Genomic DNA, 23176 nt, shown 5'->3' with positions numbered 1-23176 from the left:
AAATAATCTCTGAAACCCGCGAAATAAATTCAAAAACCCGCGGAATAATCTTCAAAGCAGGCAAAACTAGCACTTCAATTCCACAGAATTCTCCAATTCTAAGTTGCCATACTCAAAGAAAAACGTAATTCTTCAATTCTTTTCCCATCAAATTATCATAAATAAAAATAATAGTTCATAAAGTGTAAGTGACATAGTGATTTTGCGTGAAGGAAACGAAAGGAGGAGTCGCTTTGTCCCAGGAGAATCAGTCGTCACTTAGATTTTCCTTGGAGGAGTCTTTGTGGTTTCGAAAAGGACAGGAAGTCGAGGAGCTTCAGTCCATTTCGCTCGACCCGGACATTACAATCCAGGAAAATGATCAGTACGTAACCATACGAGGAATGCTCTTGCTCACCGGCGAATATCAAAGTTGTGAAGCAAGTAATGAAGGTGAGGAAGAAGGTTACACCTCTCAAAAATTCGTTGAGACGGTGGAAGAACGCGAGGGAGGGAATTGCGAATTTTCTCATCGATTCCCAGTTGATATAACAATCCCAAATAACCGGATTCAGAGTATTTATGACATCGACGTCCTTGTGGAATCGTTTGACTATTCCATACCGGAGCGCAGCTGCTTAAAGCTGACTGCGGAATTGACCATCAGCGGTCTGTATGGTACAGAACAGCAGCAACAAACGGAAGAGCCGGAGCTTGAGCTGCTCCATCGCGGCCATTCCATACACGAGGAGGAAGAAGAGGGGGTGCAGCAGTCACCGATTCCAAGCAATTACGATCATAATAATTTCTTGTTCGAGACAGAAGCAAGAAAGCAGCAGGAGGAAGAGCCCGAGATTGCATTCCCGAAATTCCCAACCTTCAACTACCAGCCTCAGGAACAAGAGGAAGAAGAACAGGAGCAGCCTTCTTGGCAATTCCAAGAGTATAATCCTTCTGTAAGCCAGTCTTCTTGGCCATACCAGGAAGCTAGAAGCGAAGGGAATCAACCTGTAGAGGTAGAAGTTGAAGTGGAAGTGGAAGAAGAAGTCGTCTTAGAGCATGATGAACATGAAGTGGAAAGTTCATCATCCTCTCCTGAAGAGGCTCCAAAACAGAAGAAAAAGCTATTCTCAAAAAGTAAAACAATGACCCTGACAGAGTTCTTTGCCCGTAAGGATGAAGGAACGGCACAGGTCAAATTAAGGATGTGCATCGTTCAAAAAGGCGACACAGTCGACAGCCTTGCCGAGCGCTATGACGTCACAGTTAGTAACCTGCTTCGCGTAAATAATCTAGACCTGAATCAGGACGTATATGAAGGCCAAGTGTTATATGTTCCGGCAACATTTGCGAAAAAATAATTACTTAGAAAAAGAGCGAGCGGGTTTCAACGACCTGCTCTGCTTCTTTTAACGCCAAACAAGGGCTCTTAAGGCAGATTTTTAAAGAGAGAGTTGAGTTCATATGAATGACTCGAATCGGCTTGAAGCAGTTGCTCCTGTTCTCAAACACTATCATGTTGAACCTCATTTTGTTGAGGACTATGGAAGCATTCTCAAGATTTATTCAAACAAAGGTACGTTTGCTCTGAAAAAAATCCCACCTGGCCAAGGGACAGATTTCATTCGTCATGTACACTTTTTATACCAAAAGGGCTTTAACAGAATCGTTCCAATCTATCCGACCATGGACGGCAGGTATGCGGTTTTACACGATCAATATCTTTATTATTTGATGCCATGGATGGCAAATGAAAACCGTGATCCGAAAAGCCATCAGCTATTCAGAGAGCTGGCACGGCTTCATACACTTTCTGCAAAAGAAATCACGATTAACAAGGAAGAAAGAATCGAACATTATGAAAAGACGATTCAACAGCTGGAAAAACATCAGGAGTTCCTTGATGGATTTATCGACGTATGCGAAAGGCAAACGTATATGTCGCCATTCGAATTATTATTTTGCCTATATTACAACGAGATCAGTCAGGCACTGCGTTTTTCAAAGGGAAAATTTGAAGAATGGTATGAAAGCACGAAGGAAAATGAAAAGGCACGCATGGTGGTGACCCATGGGAAGCTGTCTTCTGACCACTTTCTATTTGATGAAAGAGGGTACGGCTACTTTATCAACTTTGAAAATGCCACATACGGCTCGCCAATTCACGACCTGCTTCCGTATATTTCTAGGACGTTAAATACCAATCCGAAGCGAAGCGATGATTCGATTGACCTGATTTATCATTATTTCAAGTACTTTCCCTTTAAAGAAGAGGAAAAACTATTATTCTACAGCTATTTAGCCTATCCTATTCCAATCATCCAAACGGTGGAAAAATATTACCGCAAGCAGCGGCCAAAAAATGAGTTTAAGTATGTAAAACAGCTGCAGCAACGTTATTGGCATTTGAAAAATACGGAATATGTCGTGATGCGAATGACAGAAATTGAAACACAACAGCAGCAGGCAATGGATGCTGCAGCTCAGCAAGCAAAAGAAGAAGGAGCCCAACAGCAGCAGTAATTCTGCAAGGGGGCTCCTTAAATTATTTCAGACCAGATGCCAACCGCAATGACAATAAATAAGGCCAATAACAGGACATCAAAAATGGTCGGTAGAAAAATCGTACGGATGAACTGAAAAATGATAAAGGGAACGATTAACTGTCCGCTCCACTTCCGAAACGTACGAAACCAGGGACGGTGTTTATACTTCTGAAAATTCCTCATCGAAAATAACCTCCCCTTTCCCAAATGTTACGTTTATTTTATGTATATTCGATAATTGTGTGATTTCCCCAAAAACTTTTCGAAATAAACCTTACATTTATTAAAATTTCAGATTGAATTACAAGACATTAAATGGAATAATTGGGATGTCTAAAGAAGTAGGTATAAAGGAGTATAAAATATGTACTGGTTTATTGTGCTGTTTCCGATTTTGATCTACCCTTGGGGAATTGACCCTTATTACACGACAACTAAAGCAAATTATTTATTTGTATTTATATTATGCTATTGGCTATATATTTTTTGGAAAAAGAAACAACATACATTGATTCCCGAAAAAGGTGAGAGAACAATCTTCGTTTTATTAATAATATTTTTATGCTTAATAGAAATTTCCACTGCCTTTTCAAAATACACATACACATCTGTGCATGGGACAATTGACCGCAAAGAGGGATTAATCACATTTTTTTCATACTGCAGCATGTTCCTTTTTTCCTATCGGTTGATTGATGTAAAAAAAGTAAATAGACTACTATCAGGAATAGCAGTGGTATCTATAGTCGTCTCTATTTATGCCATTTTACAACATTATTCCCTGGATTTTTTGCCAAGGAACAGCGCCATGCGAAATTATTCTGGTACCTATACTTTCTTTGATAATCCAAATTTTTTCGGGTCTTATCTCGTATTGATTTTTCTGTTGTCATTGACAGTGTATTTAGCGCAATTTAAAAAGAACTTAATAGTCCTTTACTATATTACGATTTGTTTAGCGTTTTTTGCCCTGTTGTTTTCAAATACAAGGAGTGCATACTTGGGGATATTTTGCGGTGCAGTCCTCTTAACTGTATTTGTTGTATACACAAGAAACCACCTTTGGAAAAGATGGGCTGTATTAGCAGCTTCTTTATTAGTGATTGCTTTAATCATCAACTTTTCGGAAAAAGGACATTATCTGGACAGGGCAAGCTCAATTTTATCGGAATCTTATAGTGTAGTAACCAATCAAGGTACAGGCTATGAAGGTTCCTCCAGATTGTTTATTTGGGTAAAATCATTACCGCTTATTAAAGATTATTTCTGGTTTGGGTCTGGTCCTGATACATTTGAATTTATTTTTCCTGCTACCCCTGAAGAACGTCAAACTTATTTGGGTAACGCAAATATAATTGTTGATAAGGTACATAATGAATATTTACAAATAGCCATTACATTAGGTGCTCCAACACTTTTCATCTATTTATTATTCCTATTTTTAATTGTAAAAAAAGCGATTCAGGCAGTGAAAAAGGCAACTGGAAGAGAGCAAATTGTTCTATTCGGGTTAATTTCGACGGTAATTGGATATTTAATTCAGGCATTCTTTAATATCAGCACCGTGCCGGTTGCTCCAATATTCTGGTCAATTTTAGGTGTAACGTTAGCCAAGGCTGAATCGCATTTAAAAAACAACACCGAGCGACATAAAATCAGTGAACAAAAGGAAAAATTCTTAAGTGCTTAAAAGGTCCAAACTTTTTTGAATTCGGAGACATATGGTATAGAATAAAAAAAATTGGCTATCATGATTGACGTAACGATATCTTTTGGATAGTATAACAATATAAAATGAAAATAAAGCTGTGACAGGGAAGAGTACGATGCCAGCCTGCTTTAAGAGAGGGAAATCAAAAGCTGAAAGATTTCCTAAGAGGAACATCGGAAGGTCGCCCAAGAGCTTCTTCTGTGAAATAGGTCAATATGCTGACTAAGTAGTAGAAGACGGATGAAATCCGTTATCCGATGAAGTGCCAATCATGTTTTGTGATTGGAAAAAAGGTGGTACCGCGAAGCAAACTCCATTCGTCCTTTTATGACGAAATGGAGTTTTTTTATTTTAACGGTACATTTATGAACATAAATAAGGAGGCATATTTAAATGGAAACAAAAGAATTAACGATGCCTACCAAATACGACCCGCAAACAATTGAAAAAGGTCGTTATAAATGGTGGCTCCAAGGCAAATTTTTTGAAGCAAAAGATGATGAGGACAAACAGCCATATACTATTGTTATTCCGCCGCCAAACGTGACAGGGAAACTGCACTTAGGTCATGCATGGGATACCACTTTACAAGATATCATTACCCGAATGAAGCGGATGCAGGGCTATGACGTGCTTTGGCTTCCTGGTATGGACCATGCTGGGATTGCAACACAGGCAAAGGTTGAACAAAAGCTTCGCAGTGAAGGGAAAAGCCGTTATGACCTAGGCCGGGAAAAGTTTGTTGAAGAAACATGGAAGTGGAAAGAGGAGTATGCTTCTCATATCCGTGAACAGTGGGCTAAGTTAGGATTGGGACTTGATTACTCTCGTGAGCGTTTTACGTTAGACGAAGGCTTGTCAAAGGCGGTTCGTGAAGTATTTGTTACACTTTACAAAAAAGGCCTAATTTATCGCGGTGAGTACATTATTAACTGGGATCCGTCGACGAAAACAGCTTTATCTGATATTGAAGTAATCTATAAGGACATTCAAGGTGCTTTCTACCACATGCGTTATCCATTAGCAGACGGATCCGGCCACATTGAAATCGCGACAACTCGTCCGGAAACGATGTTAGGTGATACGGCGGTTGCTGTTCATCCGGAAGATGAACGGTATAAGCATTTAATTGGCAAAACGGTTATCCTTCCGATTACCGGCCGGGAAATCCCGATTGTTGGCGATGACTATGTTGATATGGAATTTGGATCAGGAGCTGTAAAAATTACCCCGGCTCATGACCCTAACGATTTTGAGATTGGAAACCGCCACAATCTTGAGCGCATTCTTGTTATGAATGAAGACGGTTCTATGAATGAAAAAGCCGGCAAGTACCAAGGCATGGACCGCTTCGAATGCCGCAAGCAAATTGTCAAAGACCTAAAAGAACAAGGTGTGTTATTTAAGATTGAAGATCATCTTCATTCTGTTGGTCATTCTGAACGAAGCGGTGCCGTTGTTGAGCCATATCTGTCAACGCAATGGTTTGTTAAAATGCAGCCGCTCGCAGATGCCGCCATTGAATTGCAGCAAAAAGAAAATAAAGTTAACTTCGTTCCAGATCGTTTTGAAAAGACATACCTTCGCTGGATGGAGAACATTCGTGACTGGTGTATTTCAAGACAATTATGGTGGGGACACCGAATCCCAGCATGGTACCATAAAGAAACTGGCGAAGTGTACGTTGCTCACGAAGCTCCGGCCGATATTGAAAATTGGGAGCAGGATAAAGACGTCTTAGATACATGGTTCAGTTCCGCGCTTTGGCCATTCTCGACAATGGGCTGGCCAGATACAGAAGCTGCTGATTTTAAACGTTACTTCCCTACCGATGTACTTGTTACAGGGTATGACATCATCTTCTTCTGGGTATCAAGGATGATTTTCCAAAGCGTCGAATTTACCGGCGAACGCCCTTTCAAAGATGTTCTTATTCACGGTTTAGTTCGTGATGAACAGGGTCGGAAGATGAGTAAATCACTTGGAAACGGTGTCGACCCAATGGAGGTAATCGATCAGTACGGTGCCGATGCACTGCGTTATTTCCTATCAACCGGCACATCACCTGGTCAGGATTTACGCTACAGCACCGAAAAGGTTGAAGCCACTTGGAACTTTGCCAATAAGATTTGGAATGCATCCCGTTTTGCCTTAATGAATATGAACGGCATGACATTTGAAGAAATTGATTTCAGCGGGGAAAAATCAGTTGCTGATAAGTGGATCTTAACACGTTTAAATGAAACGATAGACCATGTAACAAAACTATCAGAACGCTACGAGTTTGGTGAAGTGGGCCGTGCATTATACAACTTCATTTGGGATGATTTCTGTGATTGGTATATCGAAATGGCGAAGCTTCCACTATATGGTGAAGATGAGGCTGCAAAGAAAGCAACACGTTCGATATTAGCTTATGTCCTTGATCAAACGATGCGGTTATTGCACCCGTTCATGCCATTTATCACTGAGGAAATTTGGCAAAACCTTCCGCACGCAGGTGTTTCTATTACAGAAGCAAAATGGCCTGAAGTTAAGCCTGAGCTATCTGACGAAGAAGCAGCCCAGGAAATGAAGCTGTTAGTGGAAATGATTCGCTCTGTACGTAACATCCGTGCAGAAGTAAATACACCATTAAGCAAGAAAATCAAAATGATTGTGAAAGCTAAAGATGAAACAATTCTTAAATCAATGGAAAAGAATCGTGCTTATATTGAACGCTTCTGTAATCCTGAACAATTACAAATGGGCACTGATGTTGAAATACCTGAAAAGGCGATGACAGCCGTTATCACAGGCGTAGAAATCATTCTTCCGCTTGAAGGCTTAATCAACATTGACGAAGAAATTGCCCGCTTGGAAAAAGAACTGGATAAATTAAATAAAGAAGTGGACAGGGTTCAAAAGAAACTTAACAACGAAGGCTTTATGAAAAAAGCACCTGAAAACGTTGTTGCAGAAGAAAGAGCAAAAGAGAAGGATTACCTAGAAAAGAGAAATATTGTTGAAGCCCGTATTAAAGAGTTACGAGGCTAATCTGTGGTGAGGCGAATTCCTTAGTGGGATTCGTCTCGCCTTCATTTTACTAAATAATTGGGGGTGTCAAGATGTTTACTACCTATAACGAAGCACTAGATTGGATTCATGGAAGATTAAGACTGGGCATTAAACCGGGATTAAAACGAATGGAATGGATGATGGAAAGGCTCGGGTCTCCGGAAAAACAGATAAAAGCCGTCCATATTGGCGGTACGAACGGCAAAGGATCAACCGTTACCTTTCTTCGTTCTATTCTTCAAGAAGCAGGATATACTGTTGGAACATTTACATCACCATATATTGAACATTTTAATGAACGCATCAGTATAAATGGAAAGCCAATCAGCGATAAGGATTTACTAGACCTGACCAATTTAATTGTACCGTTGGCGGATGAACTTGAGGAAACAGAGCTTGGCGGACCATCTGAGTTTGAAGTAATCACAGCAATGTCATTCTATTATTTTGCCAATAATCCAAAGGTAGACATTGTTCTCTATGAAGTCGGGTTAGGCGGGCGGTTTGATTCAACAAATATCATTAAGCCATTAGCATCGGTTATCACCAATATTGGACTTGACCATACCAGTATTCTTGGTGATACCTATGAGAAAATTGCCTTTGAAAAAGCAGGGATTATTAAAGAAGCGATCCCTATTTTTACGGCAGTAAAGCATCCTGGAGCGATAAAGGTAATTGAAGAGCAAGCAGATAAAATGAACGCGCCTTTATACCGCTTGGGTCAAGACTTAAAAATCAGCGGCCATCAATCGGTGACAAGAGGGGAAGTTTTTTCTCTTCAAACGACCACGGAAACATTGGAACAGCTTGAGATTACTATGATTGGCCAGCACCAAACAGAAAACGCCTCCTTAGCCATCAGTGCAGCTCAATATTTAAATAAGCAGGGTTTATTTAAAATATCAGAGCAAGCTATAAGATCTGGATTAACACATGCATACTGGCCTGGAAGATTTGAAATTCTCTCAGAAAACCCGTTGGTTATTATTGATGGAGCACATAATGACGAGGGGATAACCACATTAGTGAATGAATTATCCAGCCGATATTCTGACCGTAACATTCATATTATCTTTGCGGCGTTAAAGGATAAAACGTACGACAAAATGATTGCCAAACTGGACAATGTGGCGGATCAGATTGTGTTCGTTAATTTTGATTTTCCACGGGCTGCGAATGCAGAAGATTTTATGAACATTAGCCAATCGCCGAATAAAGTGGCTGTTGATGATTGGAAATCGTATCTTCCAGAAGAGATTCACCATCTTCAATCTGATAGCATGCTAGTCGTTACTGGTTCTCTTTATTTTATTTCTGAAGTAAAACCAGTTTTATGTCAAATTTTGAAAAATAAGACGATTTCATTGTGACAACCTTTTCAATATTTGGTAAAATAGAACCATCTTGAATGACGAATAGTTCAGAGAGAGGGGGACCTGTAGATGGAGATTAAACCACAAATAAAAAAGGCTGTTTTTTTGATGTGGATCTTAATGGTTCCAGCAGGTTTATGGTTTACATATAAAATCGCCCCTCCTCAAGCTTCTGGAAGCTGGGTTGATCTATTGGCCTTTTTACTGCTTACATTAGTGGTTGCTGCCATGCCAATAGTAATCAACAAGATGTTTGTTTTCCTGATCCAGTGGGTCGCACTTGCAACCTTTTTGCAATTCGGATTATTTGTTGAAATTATTTTTGCTCAAATTGCAGTCATCGTTTTACTGATAAGATTAAAGGTTTATGAAAAAGGTCAATTATTTCGCTATCCTTTAAATTTATATATGTTTTTTATCGTATCCTTCATCAGCGGTGTCGTTTATTATGCTCTTGGCGGGGAAGTTTCTCCTAAACTAGCAGGTAATCATAATGCCATTTGGCTTGCAGGTCTTTATGCTCTTATTAGTTACACATTAAACCAAGTTATTATCTCGCTTCATCTGCATTTTATTTATAAAGAGCCTTTTTGGGGGAAGGATTTATTTGTTGAAACGATTGCAACAATCATTACTTTCCCCATTGGTATTGTTTTGTACATATTGTATAACCAAGTGGGAGTGTTAGCCCTTGTTTTTGTTGGCGGTCCATTTGTTAGTGTATCAATCTTTCTTAATCTCTATTATTTGAGCCAAAAGGCCAATGAATATCTGCAAAAAGCAGCGGAAATTGGCCACCAGATGGCCGAACGCCTTCATGTGGATGACGTTGTAAATTTATTTATTCAGAAAATCTGCAAAATGATGCCAGTGGATTATGCTTATATTTTAGAGGTAAAAGACGAGGAACTTAAATTGGTCCGCCGAATTGAAATGGGGAAGACACTATCAAATGATATGCGGCCATTGCGAAAAACTGAAGGGATCAGCGGGCTTACCTGGTCAAACTGCAAAGCTTATCTTTTTTCCAATAGGAAGAAATGGGAGCAGTATACGAATGGATACATACCTGAAGATGCAGAGAGTATCTTAAGTGTTCCAATTGAAAGGAGCAACAACTTCATAGGGGTACTTGTTCTTGCATCAACGCAAAAACGTGCTTACGAAAAATATCAGCTGAGGATTCTGGATATTCTTTGTTCTTATTTTGCAGTAGCTATTGAAAATGCAAAACACTATGAACAAACAAAAATGCAAAGTGAACGCTGTTCTTTAACGAAATTATATAACTATCGATATTTCGAAAACTTGTTAACCTATGAATTTGAAAAATTAATGCAGTTTGAACGGCGCAAGCTCTCACTGATTATTTTGGATATTGATCACTTTAAAACTGTAAATGATACATATGGACATCAAAGCGGTAATGAAATTCTATTTGAATTAGCAGGGAGAATTAAACAGCTGGTGGGGGAACGTGGAACCGTGGCCCGCTATGGCGGTGAGGAGTTTGTTGTCCTGCTGCCGGATTTCTCAAAAGAAAAAGCATATCAACTAGCAGAACATATTAGGCAAACAATTGTTAAATGGCCATTTACGCTCCAACAGTCATTGGATCAAATAAACCAGCAGGTCGATATAACTGTTTCAATTGGTGTGGCAACCGCACCCGAAGACGCAGAGGATGCGCTGGCATTGATTCGGCATGCCGATCGGGCACTTTATGTAGGGGCGAAGCGGGCAGGTAGGAATCGCGTGGCTGAGTATTCATCGTGCTAAAAAGAGGTTTGCCCAGTTTTTTCGACTAGGTCATACCTCTTTTTTATGTTAATTATATTCAACATCATTGACTACAGTGTTCACATTGTCCCCCCATTTAATTTTAAAATCAACGGGTACATCAGCTCCGCACTCTTTTAGAAATGTATCACTATCAGTTGTGTATCCAGGTTTTTCGATATTATTTTCCCAAACTTTCCCTAATACATATAGCTTACTGGTATCATTAACTGTAATTTGTTTTGCGGCTAAGTTCCCATTTACACACATCTTGGAGGCTGTGCTTATATCTAAATTATTTCCAATCGTTGCCACTTTAAAGTAGGGATCCGTTGTTGTAATATTTCCACCGACATATACAAAAGAGTTTTTAACAATTCCTAGGTTTTGACTAACAGTCAATGTTTTATTGACTAATATTTTGGATGTGCCGCTAATTTGAACATTTTGGAGGAAGCTAGCAGAATCTTTTGTTTCAATCGTTACATTTTCTGCACTATTCATGTTTTGATAAATAGTAATGGAACCCTCCGCATGAATTTTAACGTTTGTTTTATTATTTTCATTACCATTTCCATTAAGGTCTAAGGAACCTGTTGTGAAAATTGTTTGATTATCCTTTAAATTATTGTTCCCTGAGAAATTTCCATTTCCGTTTATATACACTTCATTACAATCTAACGTTGTACACCCTGAAGTTAAATTTATATTATCGTAGGTTGGAAGGACTTTTTCGGTTACTACTTCTTCTTTCGCTTGGTTAACGATTGAATCTAGGTTTATACTCATTTGCGCAAAAAGTGTTGTATCTTTATTATTATCAGTGCCAATGATATTAAAGCTAATTCGAATTGTATTTGAACTAGGATCGGGATCAGCTATTACTACATAATTCTTCATGGAGTATTGAGCATTCAAGGGGGCTGCGATTGTTGTGTTTTGAAGCTCAGATGCCATTTTTATTGTGGCTTCTCTTTTAAAGTTTGATTTTAATGATTCGTTTGCCCTTATATAATCACTTACAATTTGTTGTTTAGATTCAAATGCTTTTTGTATGGCAACCTGGTAATAGGAAACTCCCATTTCTGCTGCAGCGACTGAACGAGAGGCTCTTTCTACTACTTGATTTTGTTTTACGCTATTGAATGCTAAACTTGTGAAGGAGAGAAAAAGTATTGTAAACAAAGTTATCATTAGTATGACTGTTACAAGTGCATATCCCTGCTCATTTTTTATCCTATTCATTGATAATCCACCCCCTTTACACGATAAAGATATGTATCAATAATGATATAATTATCTGAATTATTTTTATCGCTAGCACGGATTTTTAATGCAAGATCACCTGTTTTTTTGTTCGGTTCAATGGTCCCAGATGTAGAACTATTCACATTATTAATCTCGAGAATCTTATAACAAATCTTAGCGTGATCAAAAATTTCTTCCTGCGTAGGAGATGTAGTCAAATTTCGAACCTTAACATCACAGTTCTCACTTTTAATGTCGTATGTGACAACTGTTTGGTGTATCTTTTTTAAATTCGTAATTAAAATATTTGATTCTTGCAAAATAAAGTTCTTTGAAATAGCCTTTTGCGAGAAATTATAGCCTTGAAGAAAAATACTCCAAATAATAACACTGACAATGGACAGAATGGTAAGAGTGGCTAACACTTCAATAAGTGTTAACCCACGTTCATTATCCTGTATCAAAATTCATCTCCTCCCATCATTTCACATATCCAAATGTCTCACTGACGACATTTCCAGTCTTTTTATTAAGCATTTGAATAACTATATAATTCACACTAGATAATTTTGAGCTTGTATCAGGAGTTTTTTTGATTTTAATATGAACGTCATATATATCTTTTGATGTTTCAAAATAATAATAGTCAGCGTCATAAGAAAAATTACTATAGTTAACTTTTGGATCAGTAGGTGTAAAACCCGTTACATGATTGGTTTTCACAAACCATTTTACGTCACTTGATTCCTGCCAATTTATAAGTATTTCTTTAGCAATATTTATCGCTTTAGACTTATCTTCATTGTGACTGTTCATTAGACCCATTTGTGGGAAGAATCCCATAACAGATAATAGGACAATTGAAAGTAATGTTATCGACACAAGAACCTCAATTAAAGTAATTCCTTTTTCATCACGGTATATTTTCATATAATCATTCCTTAATAATCCAAAATAATAAGGCTAAGGTTTGAAAAAAATTAGGTGTTTCTTCCTATAAAATTATTAAGCTTCTTTAAAACTACTAAAAAGTATTATACAATATTTAGTAGGCGAATTTTGTCTAATATTTGAAGAAATCAACAAAAAATTAAATTTTTTGAAGAAAAATGTAGTTTACTAGTAAAAAAAGACTACTATAGGGAAGTGGATAAATGGTAACGTTTATATGGGCCATATGTTCTATGGCTGTTCTAATGTTAATACTTTATTTTTTACCGCTTGGTTATTCCTTAAAAGGGAAATTGACGGTCGTCATGATTAGCTTTTTATTATCTGTGTTTGGTCTTGCTGGAGTCTCCATAATCCCTCTGTGGCAAACAGCATTATTGCTTTTATTATTAATCTTTTTGGCAGCGTATTTTATGCATAGCCGTATTGGTTTGTTATTTATTCAAGAAAAACCTGTGTTTGAAGAAATCGGGGAAGAATTAGATCAGCATGAGTCCAATTACTCTCTAAAAAATCAAAATAGTATTGAGTTGGCAAGCATTGATGAAGAGTCACAGTTACCCAATTTGGTAAAAGAGTCAACTAGAGATTTAACTTCTATTTCGAAGCATATTGGAGAAGTGCCGAATATTCAAGATGAACCTCTTCTCGAGAAACTTTCGTTTGTATTAGAAAAAAACACAGATATAGAAATCAATGAGCTGACAGAAGAACCAAATTTGGAAGCTGGCTACATAGTAGAAAACGAAAGCCTAATGGAAATTTCCCCCGTAGAATCAGCTGACAGGGCGGCGAATGTGTTTATAGAAAATGATGAACTTCCAACATTTGAAATTCAAGAAAGAACGAATGTTCCTGGGGAAGAGCAAGAACCATTGAATGGGGCACTTTATGACTTTCTTTTAGCGGAAAAAGAAGTGGCTGCGGATCGTGAAGAACTAATAGAGGCAACTTTGGAAAATAGCTATTTATCAGAGATTGAAAGTTTATTAGAACTTGATTCGGAAGCACTACTTAAAGAAAAAGCTGATGGTTTGCTCGAGGAAATAGAAAATCTTCCTGTGATTGAATCTATTGAAGAATCAAGTCACACAAAATATGAGAAAGAAATATTGGAAGACTCTCTGTTTGATTTTCTGCTCGCTGAAAAAGAAACAGCAGGTAATCATGGTGAGATCCTGGCTGAAATTAAAAAAGAAGAAGTAAGTTTGCAAAAGTAATAGTGGATTTGATTCTGGAGAGTTTGAATGGAGGAAAAGGGTTTGCACAAGAACCAGCAGCTGATCAAATTGTTCGTTGTATTGCTCTTCAGTACAGCATTTATATTTAGCACCTCCCATTTTGGGGCAAAGGCATTTGAAAGTATGACGAATGCGGACGGGAAATTTAGTAACGGGACAACCATTGGATATTTAGATGTTTCGGGAAAGACGGCAGACGAAGCCAAAAGTTTGTTAGAAGAAAAATATCCAGTATGGATAAAGGAAGCGAAAATCGAAATGCAATACGGTGAAAAGATTACACCATTCGATTTAAATGATTTTCATCTTGATTCACAGCAAACAGTTAATGCCATCAAAGACGGTCAAAAAAATACAGCATTTATTACGATTGACGATAGTCAAGTTAGGGCACAGCTGGAAATCCTTTTTCCAGCATTAAACCCGAGTGACGTTGACATGGCTAAACTGACAGCTGGTTTAAATGCGACGGCTTCTGTATTTGAAACGAATGCTCAGACATTTAACTTGTATTCTGATTATTTAGCATCTGACAAACGGAAAAACGATGCTGTTCTTACTAAAGCAATCGTTAAGTTAAAAGAGATGCCTGAAAATTTAGAATCAATTATTAATGAAAATTCTAAAATTGACATTCCGGCAGAATCAACATTTTCCTTACTTGAATTTGCCAAAGCTAATAACATCACCGAGTCAGATTCACTGAATGTTATTGCTACCGCAATTTATGAAGCCATACTGCCAACTAATTTTTCTATCATTGAAAGAAATATTGGGACAACGCTTCCTGATTATGCACGTCTTGGATTTGAAGCAAAGGTTAGCGGAAGTAAAAACGCTGACTTTATCATCGCTAATCCTAATAAAGCAAATTATTTACTGCAGTTAAATCTAGACGACAACCAGTTAAAGGTTTCATTAAAAGGGAGCAAGTTTTTCTATGACTATGAAATCAGCCTGCAAAACAAGCAGAAATTAGCGCCTAAGAAAATTATTCAATACAGCCCGCAGCTGCTGCCTGGAGAAATAAACATTCAAACAAAAGGGAAAGATGGGCAAATCGTAAAAATCTACCGTGAAGTTTATGAAGATAATGAATTAATTAAGAGTGAGTTACTATCAGAGGATTACTATCCTGTCGTTTACCAGGTGGAAATTCATGGTCTCGGCCAAAGGAAGCAAAGTACATCGGCGCAGACTGCTGGAAGTCAATCATCTGACCAAAATAGTAATGAAACACCATCCTCTGCTGATACAGGACAGCAGGATACAAAAAACAGCGATCTTTGGGGAAAGCCAAATGAACAGCCAAAGTAGAGGAAGGGATTGTACATGAAGCAAACAAGGAAACTGCTTGGTGATTTGTTAATTGAAGAAGGGCTAATTACACCAGAGCAGTTAAAGGCTGCTTTGGATGATAAAGGCTCCAGTCAAAAATTAGGGGAAACACTTCTACAAAAGGGGTTTATAACCGAGCAGCAATTAATTGAGATATTGGAATATCAGCTTGGCATCCCTCATATCAGCTTATTGCAATATCCTTTTGATACCAATCTTTTTTCTGTGATCTCAAAAGAGACAGCTAAACGAAATTTAATCATACCGTTAAAAAAAGAGGGCAACAAGCTGTTAGTCGCGATGGCGAATCCAATGGACTTTATTGTCATTGATGACTTACGTTTGTCAACTGGATTTCAAATTGAACCAGCCATTGCAACGAAGGACGAAATTCTTCGAACGATTAATAAATATTACAATGTTGATGATGGCTTTGAAGAACTGTTGGACGAATTGCCGCAAAACGATCGTGGACGGACTGATGATATTACTGATCAGGATTCACCGATTGTCAAGCTGGTGAATCAGATGATGACCAATGCTGTCCTTCAGAAGGCAAGTGATATTCACATTGATCCACAAGAGACAAAGATCATTGTCCGCTACCGGGTTGATGGTGTGCTGAGGGTGGAGCGGACATTGCCGAAAAGCATGCAGAGTGTCTTAACAGCTAGAATTAAAATAATGTCTAATCTCGATATTACCGAACATAGGATTCCCCAGGATGGCCGGATTAAATTAAACCTGGATTTTCATCCTATTGACCTTCGTGTATCGACCCTTCCAACCGTTTATGGTGAGAAAATTGTAATGCGTCTCCTTGATATGGGCTCAACCTTAAATGATATTAACAAACTTGGATTTAACACGTTAAACTTAAAACGGTTTAATCAGATGATTGAACAGCCAACAGGGATTGTGTTAATTACAGGTCCAACTGGTTCTGGTAAGTCATCTACTTTATATGCTGCGCTTAATAAAATGAACAGTGATGAAGTGAATATTATCACCGTTGAGGATCCAGTGGAGTATCAGCTCGAAGGAATTAACCAAGTACAAGTAAACACCAATGTCGGAATGACCTTTGCAGCGGGACTTCGTTCAATTCTTCGGCAGGATCCGAATATTATCATGGTCGGGGAAATCCGGGATAAGGAAACAGCAGAAATTGCTGTACGTGCTTCCTTAACGGGTCACTTAGTATTAAGTACACTGCACACGAATGATTCACTTGGAACAGTAACCCGGCTGATCGATATGGGAGTTGAGCCTTTCTTGCTTGCCGCTACTTTAAGTGGAATAGTAGCGCAGCGTCTTGTACGTAAAGTTTGCCGCGATTGTATGGAGGAGCACGAGCCATCTAAACGGGAAGTAGAAATATTTGCCCGGCGCGGAATGAAGATTGATAAAATTATCCGCGGCAAGGGCTGTGCTTCCTGTAATATGACAGGGTACAAAGGCCGGGTCGCCTTACATGAGGTTCTCGTTATAAATGACGATATTCGTCGTGTCATTATGAATGGCGAGAATTTTCAAAAGCTGAGAGAAATAGCGATTAAAAATAAAACAATCTTTTTGATCGATGATGGTTTATTAAAAGTGAAGCAAGGATTAACAACCACTGAAGAAGTATTACGTGTTGCCATTCTAGAGTAGGAGCAGGGGTTACATGAAAGATAAAATAGATCAAATATTAACAGCGGCAATTGAATATAAAGCCTCCGACGTTCACTTAACAGTCGGTGTACCGCCTATAATGCGTATTAATGGTGATTTAAAAAGGTATGGAACGGAAAATCTTCTGCCCGATCATACCGAAGCAATGGCCGAGGCAATTATACCGGAAAATCTATGGGAGCAATTTAAAGAAAAAGGGGAACTTGATTTTTCGTACGGTGTTCCTGGTATTTCCCGGTTTCGTGTTAACGCCTTTCATCAACGTAAAAGTGTATCTTTGGCACTAAGGGTCGTCGCATCTAAAACACCGACAATTGAAGACCTGCAATTGCCGGGGATAATTTCAAAATTAGTTGAGAAGCCACAAGGACTTATCTTGGTGACTGGACCTACGGGAAGCGGTAAATCAACGACGCTTGCTTCTATGATAGACTACATGAACAGGACAATGCGAAAGCATATCATTACCTTAGAGGACCCAATTGAATATCTTCACCGTCATGGAAATTCGATTATCGATCAGCGTGAAGTTGGCTTTGATACGAAATCCTATGCGAATGGCTTAAAGGCTGCTCTCCGTCAGGACCCGGATGTTATTCTCGTAGGAGAGATGCGGGATTTAGAGACGATTCAGATTGCGATTACAGCAGCGGAAACTGGCCACCTTGTGTTATCTACACTGCATACTTCAAGTGCTCCAACAACCATTAACCGGGTCATTGATGTATTTCCACCTGCCCAGCAGCAGCAAATTCGTATCCAGCTGTCATCTGTTCTAGTTGGAGTTATTTCACAGCGGTTGTTCCCGACTAGTGATAAAAAAGGCAGAAAAGCAGCGACAGAAATATTAGTAAATAATCCAGCGATTGCGAACCTGATTCGCAATGAGAAAATCCATCAAATTCCAAGTATCATGCAAACGTCCAGAGCCCAAGGGATGCATACGCTTGAAATGAGTATAAAAGACCTGCTTGACCGCAATCAAATTCAATTAGAAGCGGCATCCCAATTCTTACATGAGAAAATGATGCAAAATGCCTAGGTTTAAATATTCAGGGCGGGATCGAAAAGGAAAACGGCAGGGCACCGTTAATGCCACCTCAAAGCGGGAGGCTATGGTCAAATTAAATGGAGAGGGAATCCGTGTTATTGAAATAACGGAGGTTCCAGAAACTCTATTAACAAAAGATCTTTCCTTTGGAAATCCGGTTAAGCTTCAGGATTTTGTCATTTATTTACGGCAATTTGCCACACTTTTAAAAGCGGGGGTAACGGTCGTTGAGGCAACATCGATTCTCGCCCATCAGACGGAAAGTAAAGCATTAAAAAGGGCGCTGTTTGATGTTGAGCAGGAGTTAAGAGAGGGGAATCCCCTTTCTCAGGCAGTTTCAAAACACAACAAAATATTCAATTCAATGTTTGTTAATATGGTAACTGCCGGAGAGGTCAGCGGTAATTTAGATGGAACACTTGAACGGCTGGCGGAGGACTTTGAAAAGCAGCATTATACAAAACAAAAGATAGTTTCAGCCCTAACCTACCCTGCGGTGATTGGTATTTTAGCCATTGGAGCCGTTATTTTTTTACTAGTTTCGGTTGTTCCGACCTTTGTAAAAATGTTTGATGATATGGGGGCAGAACTGCCGGGGATAACAAAATTTGTGTTAGCTTCAAGTGAATTTATGCAATCATTTTGGTGGCTGCTTGCTCTTATTGTCATCTGTTTTGTTTTAATTCTTATGTATATTAAGAAGAATAAAAAAACAAAATACTTCTTAGATTATGCCCTATTAAAAATGCCGATTTTCGGTAATGTTTTACAAAAAGTAGCACTGGCGCGGATGATGCGAACGCTAAGCACATTATTTTCAAGCTCTGTTCCAATTCTCCAAGCTATGTCCATTGTGGAGAAGATAGTCGAAAATGAAGTCATTTCAAAAGTAATCCGTGAATCCAGAAACACTCTTGAAAAGGGACTATCCATGACAGAACCAATGGAGAAGCACTGGGCTTTTCCGCCGTTGGTTACGCAAATGATTTCAATCGGTGAAGAAACCGGTGCCTTAGATGCGATGTTATCCAAGATTGCTGAATTCTATGAAAAAGAAGTAGAACAAGTAACAGATCGGCTGAAATCATTAATAGAGCCAATTATGATAGTACTTTTGGCAGGGGTAGTAGGGGTTATTGTGTTATCAATTATGATGCCGATGTTCTCCATGTTCGACCAAATGAGCTAAAAAACAGTGTTTTTATCCTTGAAGTAACAAAATTGTAAATGTTAGGACAAAATTTGCTAAAAACTTCTTTTCAATATATGACATATATTGTATACTCATAGAGAAATATTACTAGGTTAAAAGAACTAAAAGGAGATGGGGAAATGGTAAAAAAGTTAGGTTTAAAACTTAAAGAACAAAAAGGTTTTACTTTGATTGAATTATTGGCAGTTATCGTTATTTTGGGGATTATTGCGGCGATTGCGATTCCTGCGATTGGAAATGTAATTAAGAAATCAGACCAAAAAGCTTCAGTTCAGGAAGGTATCCAAATAATTAATGCTGCAAAAATGTATGTTGCCGATAACCCTAATACTACAGATGTTACATTGGATATGAATGGTTCAGCCACCACTACCGCTCTAAAAGATTACCTTGATCGGGTTAAGGATGATACTTTTAAAGTTAACGTTACACATAATGCTACTTCTGGGAAATACACTTATACATTAGAGGGACACGCGGCAGTAGCCTTGGCTGATAGTACAACTGCACCAGCTAAAGGTGATGGAGACGGTGTAGCAACTGAGCAAGAGTTAATAGAATATAAAAACTAATGATATTGTATCTTTTTTTTATCTACGGTTTAGTTCTCGGGTCATTTTTTAATGTTATCGGAATTAGAATATATAAAAAAGTTTCGATTGTAACACCAAGATCTGCATGTCCAACTTGCGGTCATCAATTAAAACCATACGAATTAATACCAGTAATTTCATACTTACTACAAGGTGGAAAATGCCGCGGCTGTCAGTCGCGGATTTCCCCTATCTATCCAATCTTCGAGTTATTAACAGGAATCTTGTTTGCAGCAGCGCCATACTTTGTCGGATGGTCAGGAGAATTAGTAGTAGCTTTAACGCTAATATCTATGTTTATGATTATCACAGTTTCAGATATTCACTATATGATCATCCCTGATAAAATACTACTTTGGTTTGCAGGGATTTTTTTAATGGAACGAATTATTTGGCCGCTTACCCCTTGGTGGGACAGCCTTTTAGGAGCCGTCGCTGGTTTTCTATTGCTGCTGATCGTTGCGATTGTCAGTAAAGGCGGAATGGGCTTTGGCGATGTGAAACTTTACGCTTTACTTGGCTTTGTCCTAGGTATTAAACTAGTACTATTATCATTCTTTCTTTCAACACTTTTTGGCGCTGTAATTGGCGGCGCTGCACTCATTTTAAAAATTGTAAAACGCCGGCAGCCCATCCCATTTGGACCGTTTATTGCGGCTGGAACGTTAACAGCTTATTTTTTTGGATCGAAAATAATACATCTTTATATACAATTCCTTCATCAAGGATTATAACTTAAGGGGTTTTTTCTATGGCTTTATCCCTGTTTTCACCTAAAAACCGAATAATCAATCTCGTGCTGAATGACCATTCGGTTCGCCTGCTTGAATTAAAACAGGTCAATCCTCCTGCAGCTCAAAGGTGGAGTGAGCGGTTTTTACCGCCTGGCGTTATTACCGATGGGAAAATTACAGACTATGATTCCTTATCGAATATAGTGGAAGAGTGTATCACGGAATGGAAGATTCAGCGGCGCCAGGTTCGCTTTCTAGTTCCGGATCCGCTTGTCATTATTCGGAAGGTCACCATTCCAGCTGAAATTCAGGATGATGAAATAAAGGGGTATCTGTATCTAGAACTTGGAGCCAGCATTCATTTGCCATTTGAAGAACCAATCTTTGATTATTATCCGCTTACGAATGATGGGAAATCTAAGGAACTTCTTCTATTTGCTGCACCGGAAGAAAATGTGCTGGAGTATTCCAAATTATTGTCCAAGCTGAAGCTGAATCCGGTTGCAGCAGATATATCGCCGCTTGCCCTGTACCGTTTATATTACCACCTGGACCAAGCAGGCACTAACGAGATTTTGTTTACCGTTCAATTTGACTTAACAAGTGTGAATCTATCAATATTTCAAGATACTGTTCCATTAATTATGCGCCAGTTTTCGCTGCCATTTCACATGGAGCAATGGATTATTAAACACGACGTGCTTGGCACACTTGTCTATAAATATATCGGTAATGAGGAAGAATTAGTGATTCAGTTTGAGGATATTTTTCGTGAAATTAATAAGTTAAGTGATTTTTACCGTTATTCATTAAATAGCGAGAAACATGATATTTCCAAATTTCTTTTAAATGGGGACCATCCAATGCTTGAAGCCATTTATGAAGAAATGAAAGAGAGATTTGAAATTCCGGTTGAAATGATTTCAATTACGGCGGAAGAGAAAGATCAGACAGGCTTCCCAGTAAGTCAATTTCTATCTTTAGGTCTCGCGTTAAAAGGGGTGCAATAATGTTAGTTGAAATAAATTTGCTTCCCCAAAAAGAACCGAAGAAAATGACACTTATCATTACTTTATCCAGCTTGCTGGCTATTTTATTAATAGTAAGCGGATTTTACCTTTGGCAGATCAATTCAACCAAGGATGAAATAGCCGCTATTGATAGACAAATTTCCATGACAACCAAGGTAGTTGAGAAAACAACTCAAGCAGCACAAAGTAATGAATCAGCTAATTCGTTAAATCAACTGAAGACAGCAATTGATTGGGCAAATGAATATCCCATTCAATCCGTTCCAGTCATGCGCCACATTACTGCATTGCTGCCAGAGCGAGGCTTTATACAAAGCTTTGGCTATACAGAAGAAGGCTCTATTACATTAACCGTTCAGTTTGACAATACGAGAGAGGCTGCATTCTTTTTAGATAACCTAAATGAATCTAACTGGGTTCAAGAAGCAGACTTAAGTTCCTTATCTGCTGTAGCGCTGCCTGAGGCCGAAACGTCCAGCCAAACAACAACGGGAAATGCTTCAGTGGATGCAAACACCCAGAACCAGAACAGTGGATCTGATCTGAATAATAATGCAGATCAAAATACAAGTAACCCATCAGTGGCGGCAGGAGATACTAACGATACTCAAACGACTAATAATAATTCGGTCAGCAATTCCAATTTGACAGCAACGACCTCAACTAGTACGGAAAGTAAAAAGATTAATAATGACATTCTTCCTCGATATAATGGACAATACGAAATCAAGCTTAATAAAGATGTCATGAAGGAATTAATTAATAAGGATAAGAACACAGTGGAAGGGGGGACTGGCTCATGAAGCTTAGTGCCTCCAAAAGGAATAATCTGATCATTGGAGCAGGTGCACTTATTGTGGTATTGGTCATCGTAATTGCTCAGTTTATTTTCCTTTCGCCCTTAAAATCTGATTTGAAGTTAAAGCAGGAATCACTGCAATCCGAGCAAAAGCTTTTGGAGATTGCCACTCAGAAAAAAACGGTAGATGCCAATAAAACAGTTGAAGACACAAGAGAATTACAGAAAAAGCTTCCTGTAAAATCCCTAGTGGAGCAGCTTATTTTAGACTTAGAAAAAGCCGAAACGCTTTCAAACAGCAAAATTAACTCCATGGGTTTTGCAAAGGATGCAGATGTAGGTACAGGAACGGACCAGGCTAATGGGCAGCAAAATGCCGCAGCGAACCAGGATACAGCAAATCAGGCCGCTCAAAACACAGACGGTCAGCCTGCAGCGCCGCCCACACCTGCAGGAATGAAAAAAGTAACGGTTAACTTAGCAGTGGAATCACCGAGCTACAGAGATTTTGAAAAGTTTGTGGGAACAATCGAATCTTTGAAGCGGATTGTCGTGGTAGAGTCTATTAGTTACTCTGGGGGAAAGGAAGTCACAACTGTTGATCAAGAGGATCAGCCGTTAACCTTCAGCCTGACCATTTCCTCGTTTTATATGCCCGATTTAACGGACTTGGCTGCAGACCTGCCAAAAATCGACTCACTGAAACCCGCGGGTAAGGATAATCCGTTGTCCCAGTTTCCGGTTGTTACCAATAAGCCATAGTTAGTAGTGCTTGCAAACTTTCCGATATTTTGGCGAAACTCTACGATAACAAGACGACAAAAGTCTTGTTATTTTTTTTTGCCTTTATGA

Annotated in this window: 20 protein-coding genes and 1 other annotated feature; of the genes, 16 read left to right on the top strand and 4 right to left on the bottom strand. The window is 38.7% G+C overall.

The window, feature by feature from the left end; translation table 11 throughout:
- Nucleotides 1-206: 206 nt before the first annotated feature.
- Together spoVID and ysxE are read left to right on the top strand one after the other, a co-directional pair.
- Nucleotides 207-1340 carry a stage VI sporulation protein D gene (spoVID, locus tag IE222_RS03705; RefSeq protein WP_223282569.1) on the top strand — a complete coding sequence of 378 codons (1134 nt, stop codon included), beginning with the start codon at nucleotides 207-209 and terminating at the stop codon, nucleotides 1338-1340.
- Between the two features lie 103 nt (nucleotides 1341-1443).
- Nucleotides 1444-2502 carry a spore coat protein YsxE gene (gene ysxE, locus IE222_RS03700; protein WP_191269793.1) on the top strand — a complete coding sequence of 353 codons (1059 nt, stop codon included), beginning with the start codon at nucleotides 1444-1446 and terminating at the stop codon, nucleotides 2500-2502.
- Between the two features lie 17 nt (nucleotides 2503-2519).
- Here ysxE and IE222_RS03695 read toward each other — a convergent pair whose 3' ends face one another.
- Nucleotides 2520-2708 (bottom strand): YszA family small membrane protein, encoded by a 189-nt coding sequence (locus IE222_RS03695; RefSeq protein WP_191269791.1) that lies wholly within the window; start codon nucleotides 2706-2708, stop codon nucleotides 2520-2522.
- 181 nt (nucleotides 2709-2889) lie between these two features.
- Here IE222_RS03695 and IE222_RS03690 point away from each other — a divergent pair, with 181 nt between their 5' ends.
- From IE222_RS03690 to IE222_RS03675, 4 genes are all read left to right on the top strand, one after another.
- On the top strand, nucleotides 2890-4215 hold the full coding sequence (locus tag IE222_RS03690; protein WP_191269790.1) for an O-antigen ligase family protein: 1326 nt from the start codon (nucleotides 2890-2892) through the stop codon (nucleotides 4213-4215).
- 109 nt (nucleotides 4216-4324) lie between these two features.
- Nucleotides 4325-4564 (top strand) — a binding site (T-box leader).
- Between the two features lie 65 nt (nucleotides 4565-4629).
- Nucleotides 4630-7272 carry a valine--tRNA ligase gene (locus tag IE222_RS03685; protein WP_191269788.1) on the top strand — a complete coding sequence of 881 codons (2643 nt, stop codon included), beginning with the start codon at nucleotides 4630-4632 and terminating at the stop codon, nucleotides 7270-7272.
- 71 nt (nucleotides 7273-7343) lie between these two features.
- Nucleotides 7344-8666 (top strand): bifunctional folylpolyglutamate synthase/dihydrofolate synthase, encoded by a 1323-nt coding sequence (locus IE222_RS03680; protein ID WP_191269786.1) that lies wholly within the window; start codon nucleotides 7344-7346, stop codon nucleotides 8664-8666.
- A 72-nt stretch (nucleotides 8667-8738) separates the two neighbouring features.
- Nucleotides 8739-10448 carry a sensor domain-containing diguanylate cyclase gene (locus tag IE222_RS03675; RefSeq protein WP_191269784.1) on the top strand — a complete coding sequence of 570 codons (1710 nt, stop codon included), beginning with the start codon at nucleotides 8739-8741 and terminating at the stop codon, nucleotides 10446-10448.
- A 48-nt stretch (nucleotides 10449-10496) separates the two neighbouring features.
- Here the strand turns inward: IE222_RS03675 and IE222_RS03670 are convergent, their stop codons facing one another.
- Genes IE222_RS03670 through IE222_RS03660 form a run of 3 tightly spaced genes read right to left on the bottom strand, consistent with a single transcriptional unit; the run spans nucleotide 10497 to nucleotide 12626 of the window.
- Nucleotides 10497-11693: a hypothetical protein gene (locus IE222_RS03670; protein WP_191269782.1), complete on the bottom strand. Its 1197-nt coding sequence runs from the start codon at nucleotides 11691-11693 to the stop codon at nucleotides 10497-10499.
- Entirely contained in the window at nucleotides 11690-12160 is a 471-nt protein-coding gene (locus IE222_RS03665; RefSeq protein WP_223282568.1) for a type II secretion system protein, read from the bottom strand. The genes IE222_RS03670 and IE222_RS03665 overlap by 4 nt, the downstream gene beginning before the upstream one ends.
- A gap of 16 nt (nucleotides 12161-12176) precedes the next feature.
- Nucleotides 12177-12626 carry a type IV pilus modification PilV family protein gene (locus tag IE222_RS03660; protein ID WP_191269780.1) on the bottom strand — a complete coding sequence of 150 codons (450 nt, stop codon included), beginning with the start codon at nucleotides 12624-12626 and terminating at the stop codon, nucleotides 12177-12179.
- 326 nt (nucleotides 12627-12952) lie between these two features.
- On the opposite strand from IE222_RS03660, the gene IE222_RS03655 reads away from it, so the two are divergent.
- The 10 genes from IE222_RS03655 to IE222_RS03610 all read left to right on the top strand — a co-directional run bounded on the left by IE222_RS03655 (nucleotide 12953) and on the right by IE222_RS03610 (nucleotide 23086).
- The gene (locus IE222_RS03655; protein ID WP_191269778.1) at nucleotides 12953-13867 is read left to right on the top strand and encodes a hypothetical protein; all 915 of its coding nucleotides are present in this window, start codon (nucleotides 12953-12955) and stop codon (nucleotides 13865-13867) included.
- A gap of 27 nt (nucleotides 13868-13894) precedes the next feature.
- A complete protein-coding gene (locus tag IE222_RS03650; RefSeq protein ID WP_191269776.1) occupies nucleotides 13895-15205 on the top strand; it encodes a G5 domain-containing protein in 1311 nt (436 codons plus the stop codon).
- 15 nt (nucleotides 15206-15220) lie between these two features.
- Nucleotides 15221-16882 (top strand): GspE/PulE family protein, encoded by a 1662-nt coding sequence (locus tag IE222_RS03645; RefSeq protein ID WP_191269774.1) that lies wholly within the window; start codon nucleotides 15221-15223, stop codon nucleotides 16880-16882.
- Between the two features lie 13 nt (nucleotides 16883-16895).
- Nucleotides 16896-17945, top strand: a complete 1050-nt coding sequence (locus tag IE222_RS03640; RefSeq protein WP_191269772.1) for a type IV pilus twitching motility protein PilT — start codon at nucleotides 16896-16898, stop codon at nucleotides 17943-17945.
- Complete coding sequence (locus IE222_RS03635; protein WP_191269770.1) at nucleotides 17938-19143, top strand: type II secretion system F family protein; 1206 nt, start codon at nucleotides 17938-17940, stop codon at nucleotides 19141-19143. The genes IE222_RS03640 and IE222_RS03635 overlap by 8 nt, the downstream gene beginning before the upstream one ends.
- Nucleotides 19144-19286: 143 nt before the next feature.
- On the top strand, nucleotides 19287-19739 hold the full coding sequence (locus IE222_RS26680) for a prepilin-type N-terminal cleavage/methylation domain-containing protein (RefSeq protein ID WP_191269768.1): 453 nt from the start codon (nucleotides 19287-19289) through the stop codon (nucleotides 19737-19739).
- A complete protein-coding gene (locus tag IE222_RS03625) occupies nucleotides 19739-20494 on the top strand; it encodes a prepilin peptidase (RefSeq protein WP_191269766.1) in 756 nt (251 codons plus the stop codon). Before IE222_RS26680 ends, IE222_RS03625 begins: the two co-directional genes overlap by 1 nt.
- A gap of 17 nt (nucleotides 20495-20511) precedes the next feature.
- A complete protein-coding gene (gene pilM, locus IE222_RS03620) occupies nucleotides 20512-21504 on the top strand; it encodes a type IV pilus biogenesis protein PilM (RefSeq protein WP_191269764.1) in 993 nt (330 codons plus the stop codon).
- A complete protein-coding gene (locus IE222_RS03615; RefSeq protein WP_191269762.1) occupies nucleotides 21504-22328 on the top strand; it encodes a PilN family protein in 825 nt (274 codons plus the stop codon). Before pilM ends, IE222_RS03615 begins: the two co-directional genes overlap by 1 nt.
- Nucleotides 22325-23086: a pilus assembly protein PilO gene (locus IE222_RS03610; RefSeq protein WP_191269760.1), complete on the top strand. Its 762-nt coding sequence runs from the start codon at nucleotides 22325-22327 to the stop codon at nucleotides 23084-23086. The genes IE222_RS03615 and IE222_RS03610 overlap by 4 nt, the downstream gene beginning before the upstream one ends.
- Nucleotides 23087-23176 lie beyond the last annotated feature (90 nt).

It is taken from the genome of Neobacillus kokaensis, assembly GCF_014656545.1.
In the GTDB taxonomy this organism is placed as follows: Bacteria; Bacillota; Bacilli; order Bacillales; family Cytobacillaceae; genus Neobacillus; species Neobacillus kokaensis.
This window is presented reverse-complemented; position numbering and strand designations above follow the sequence as displayed.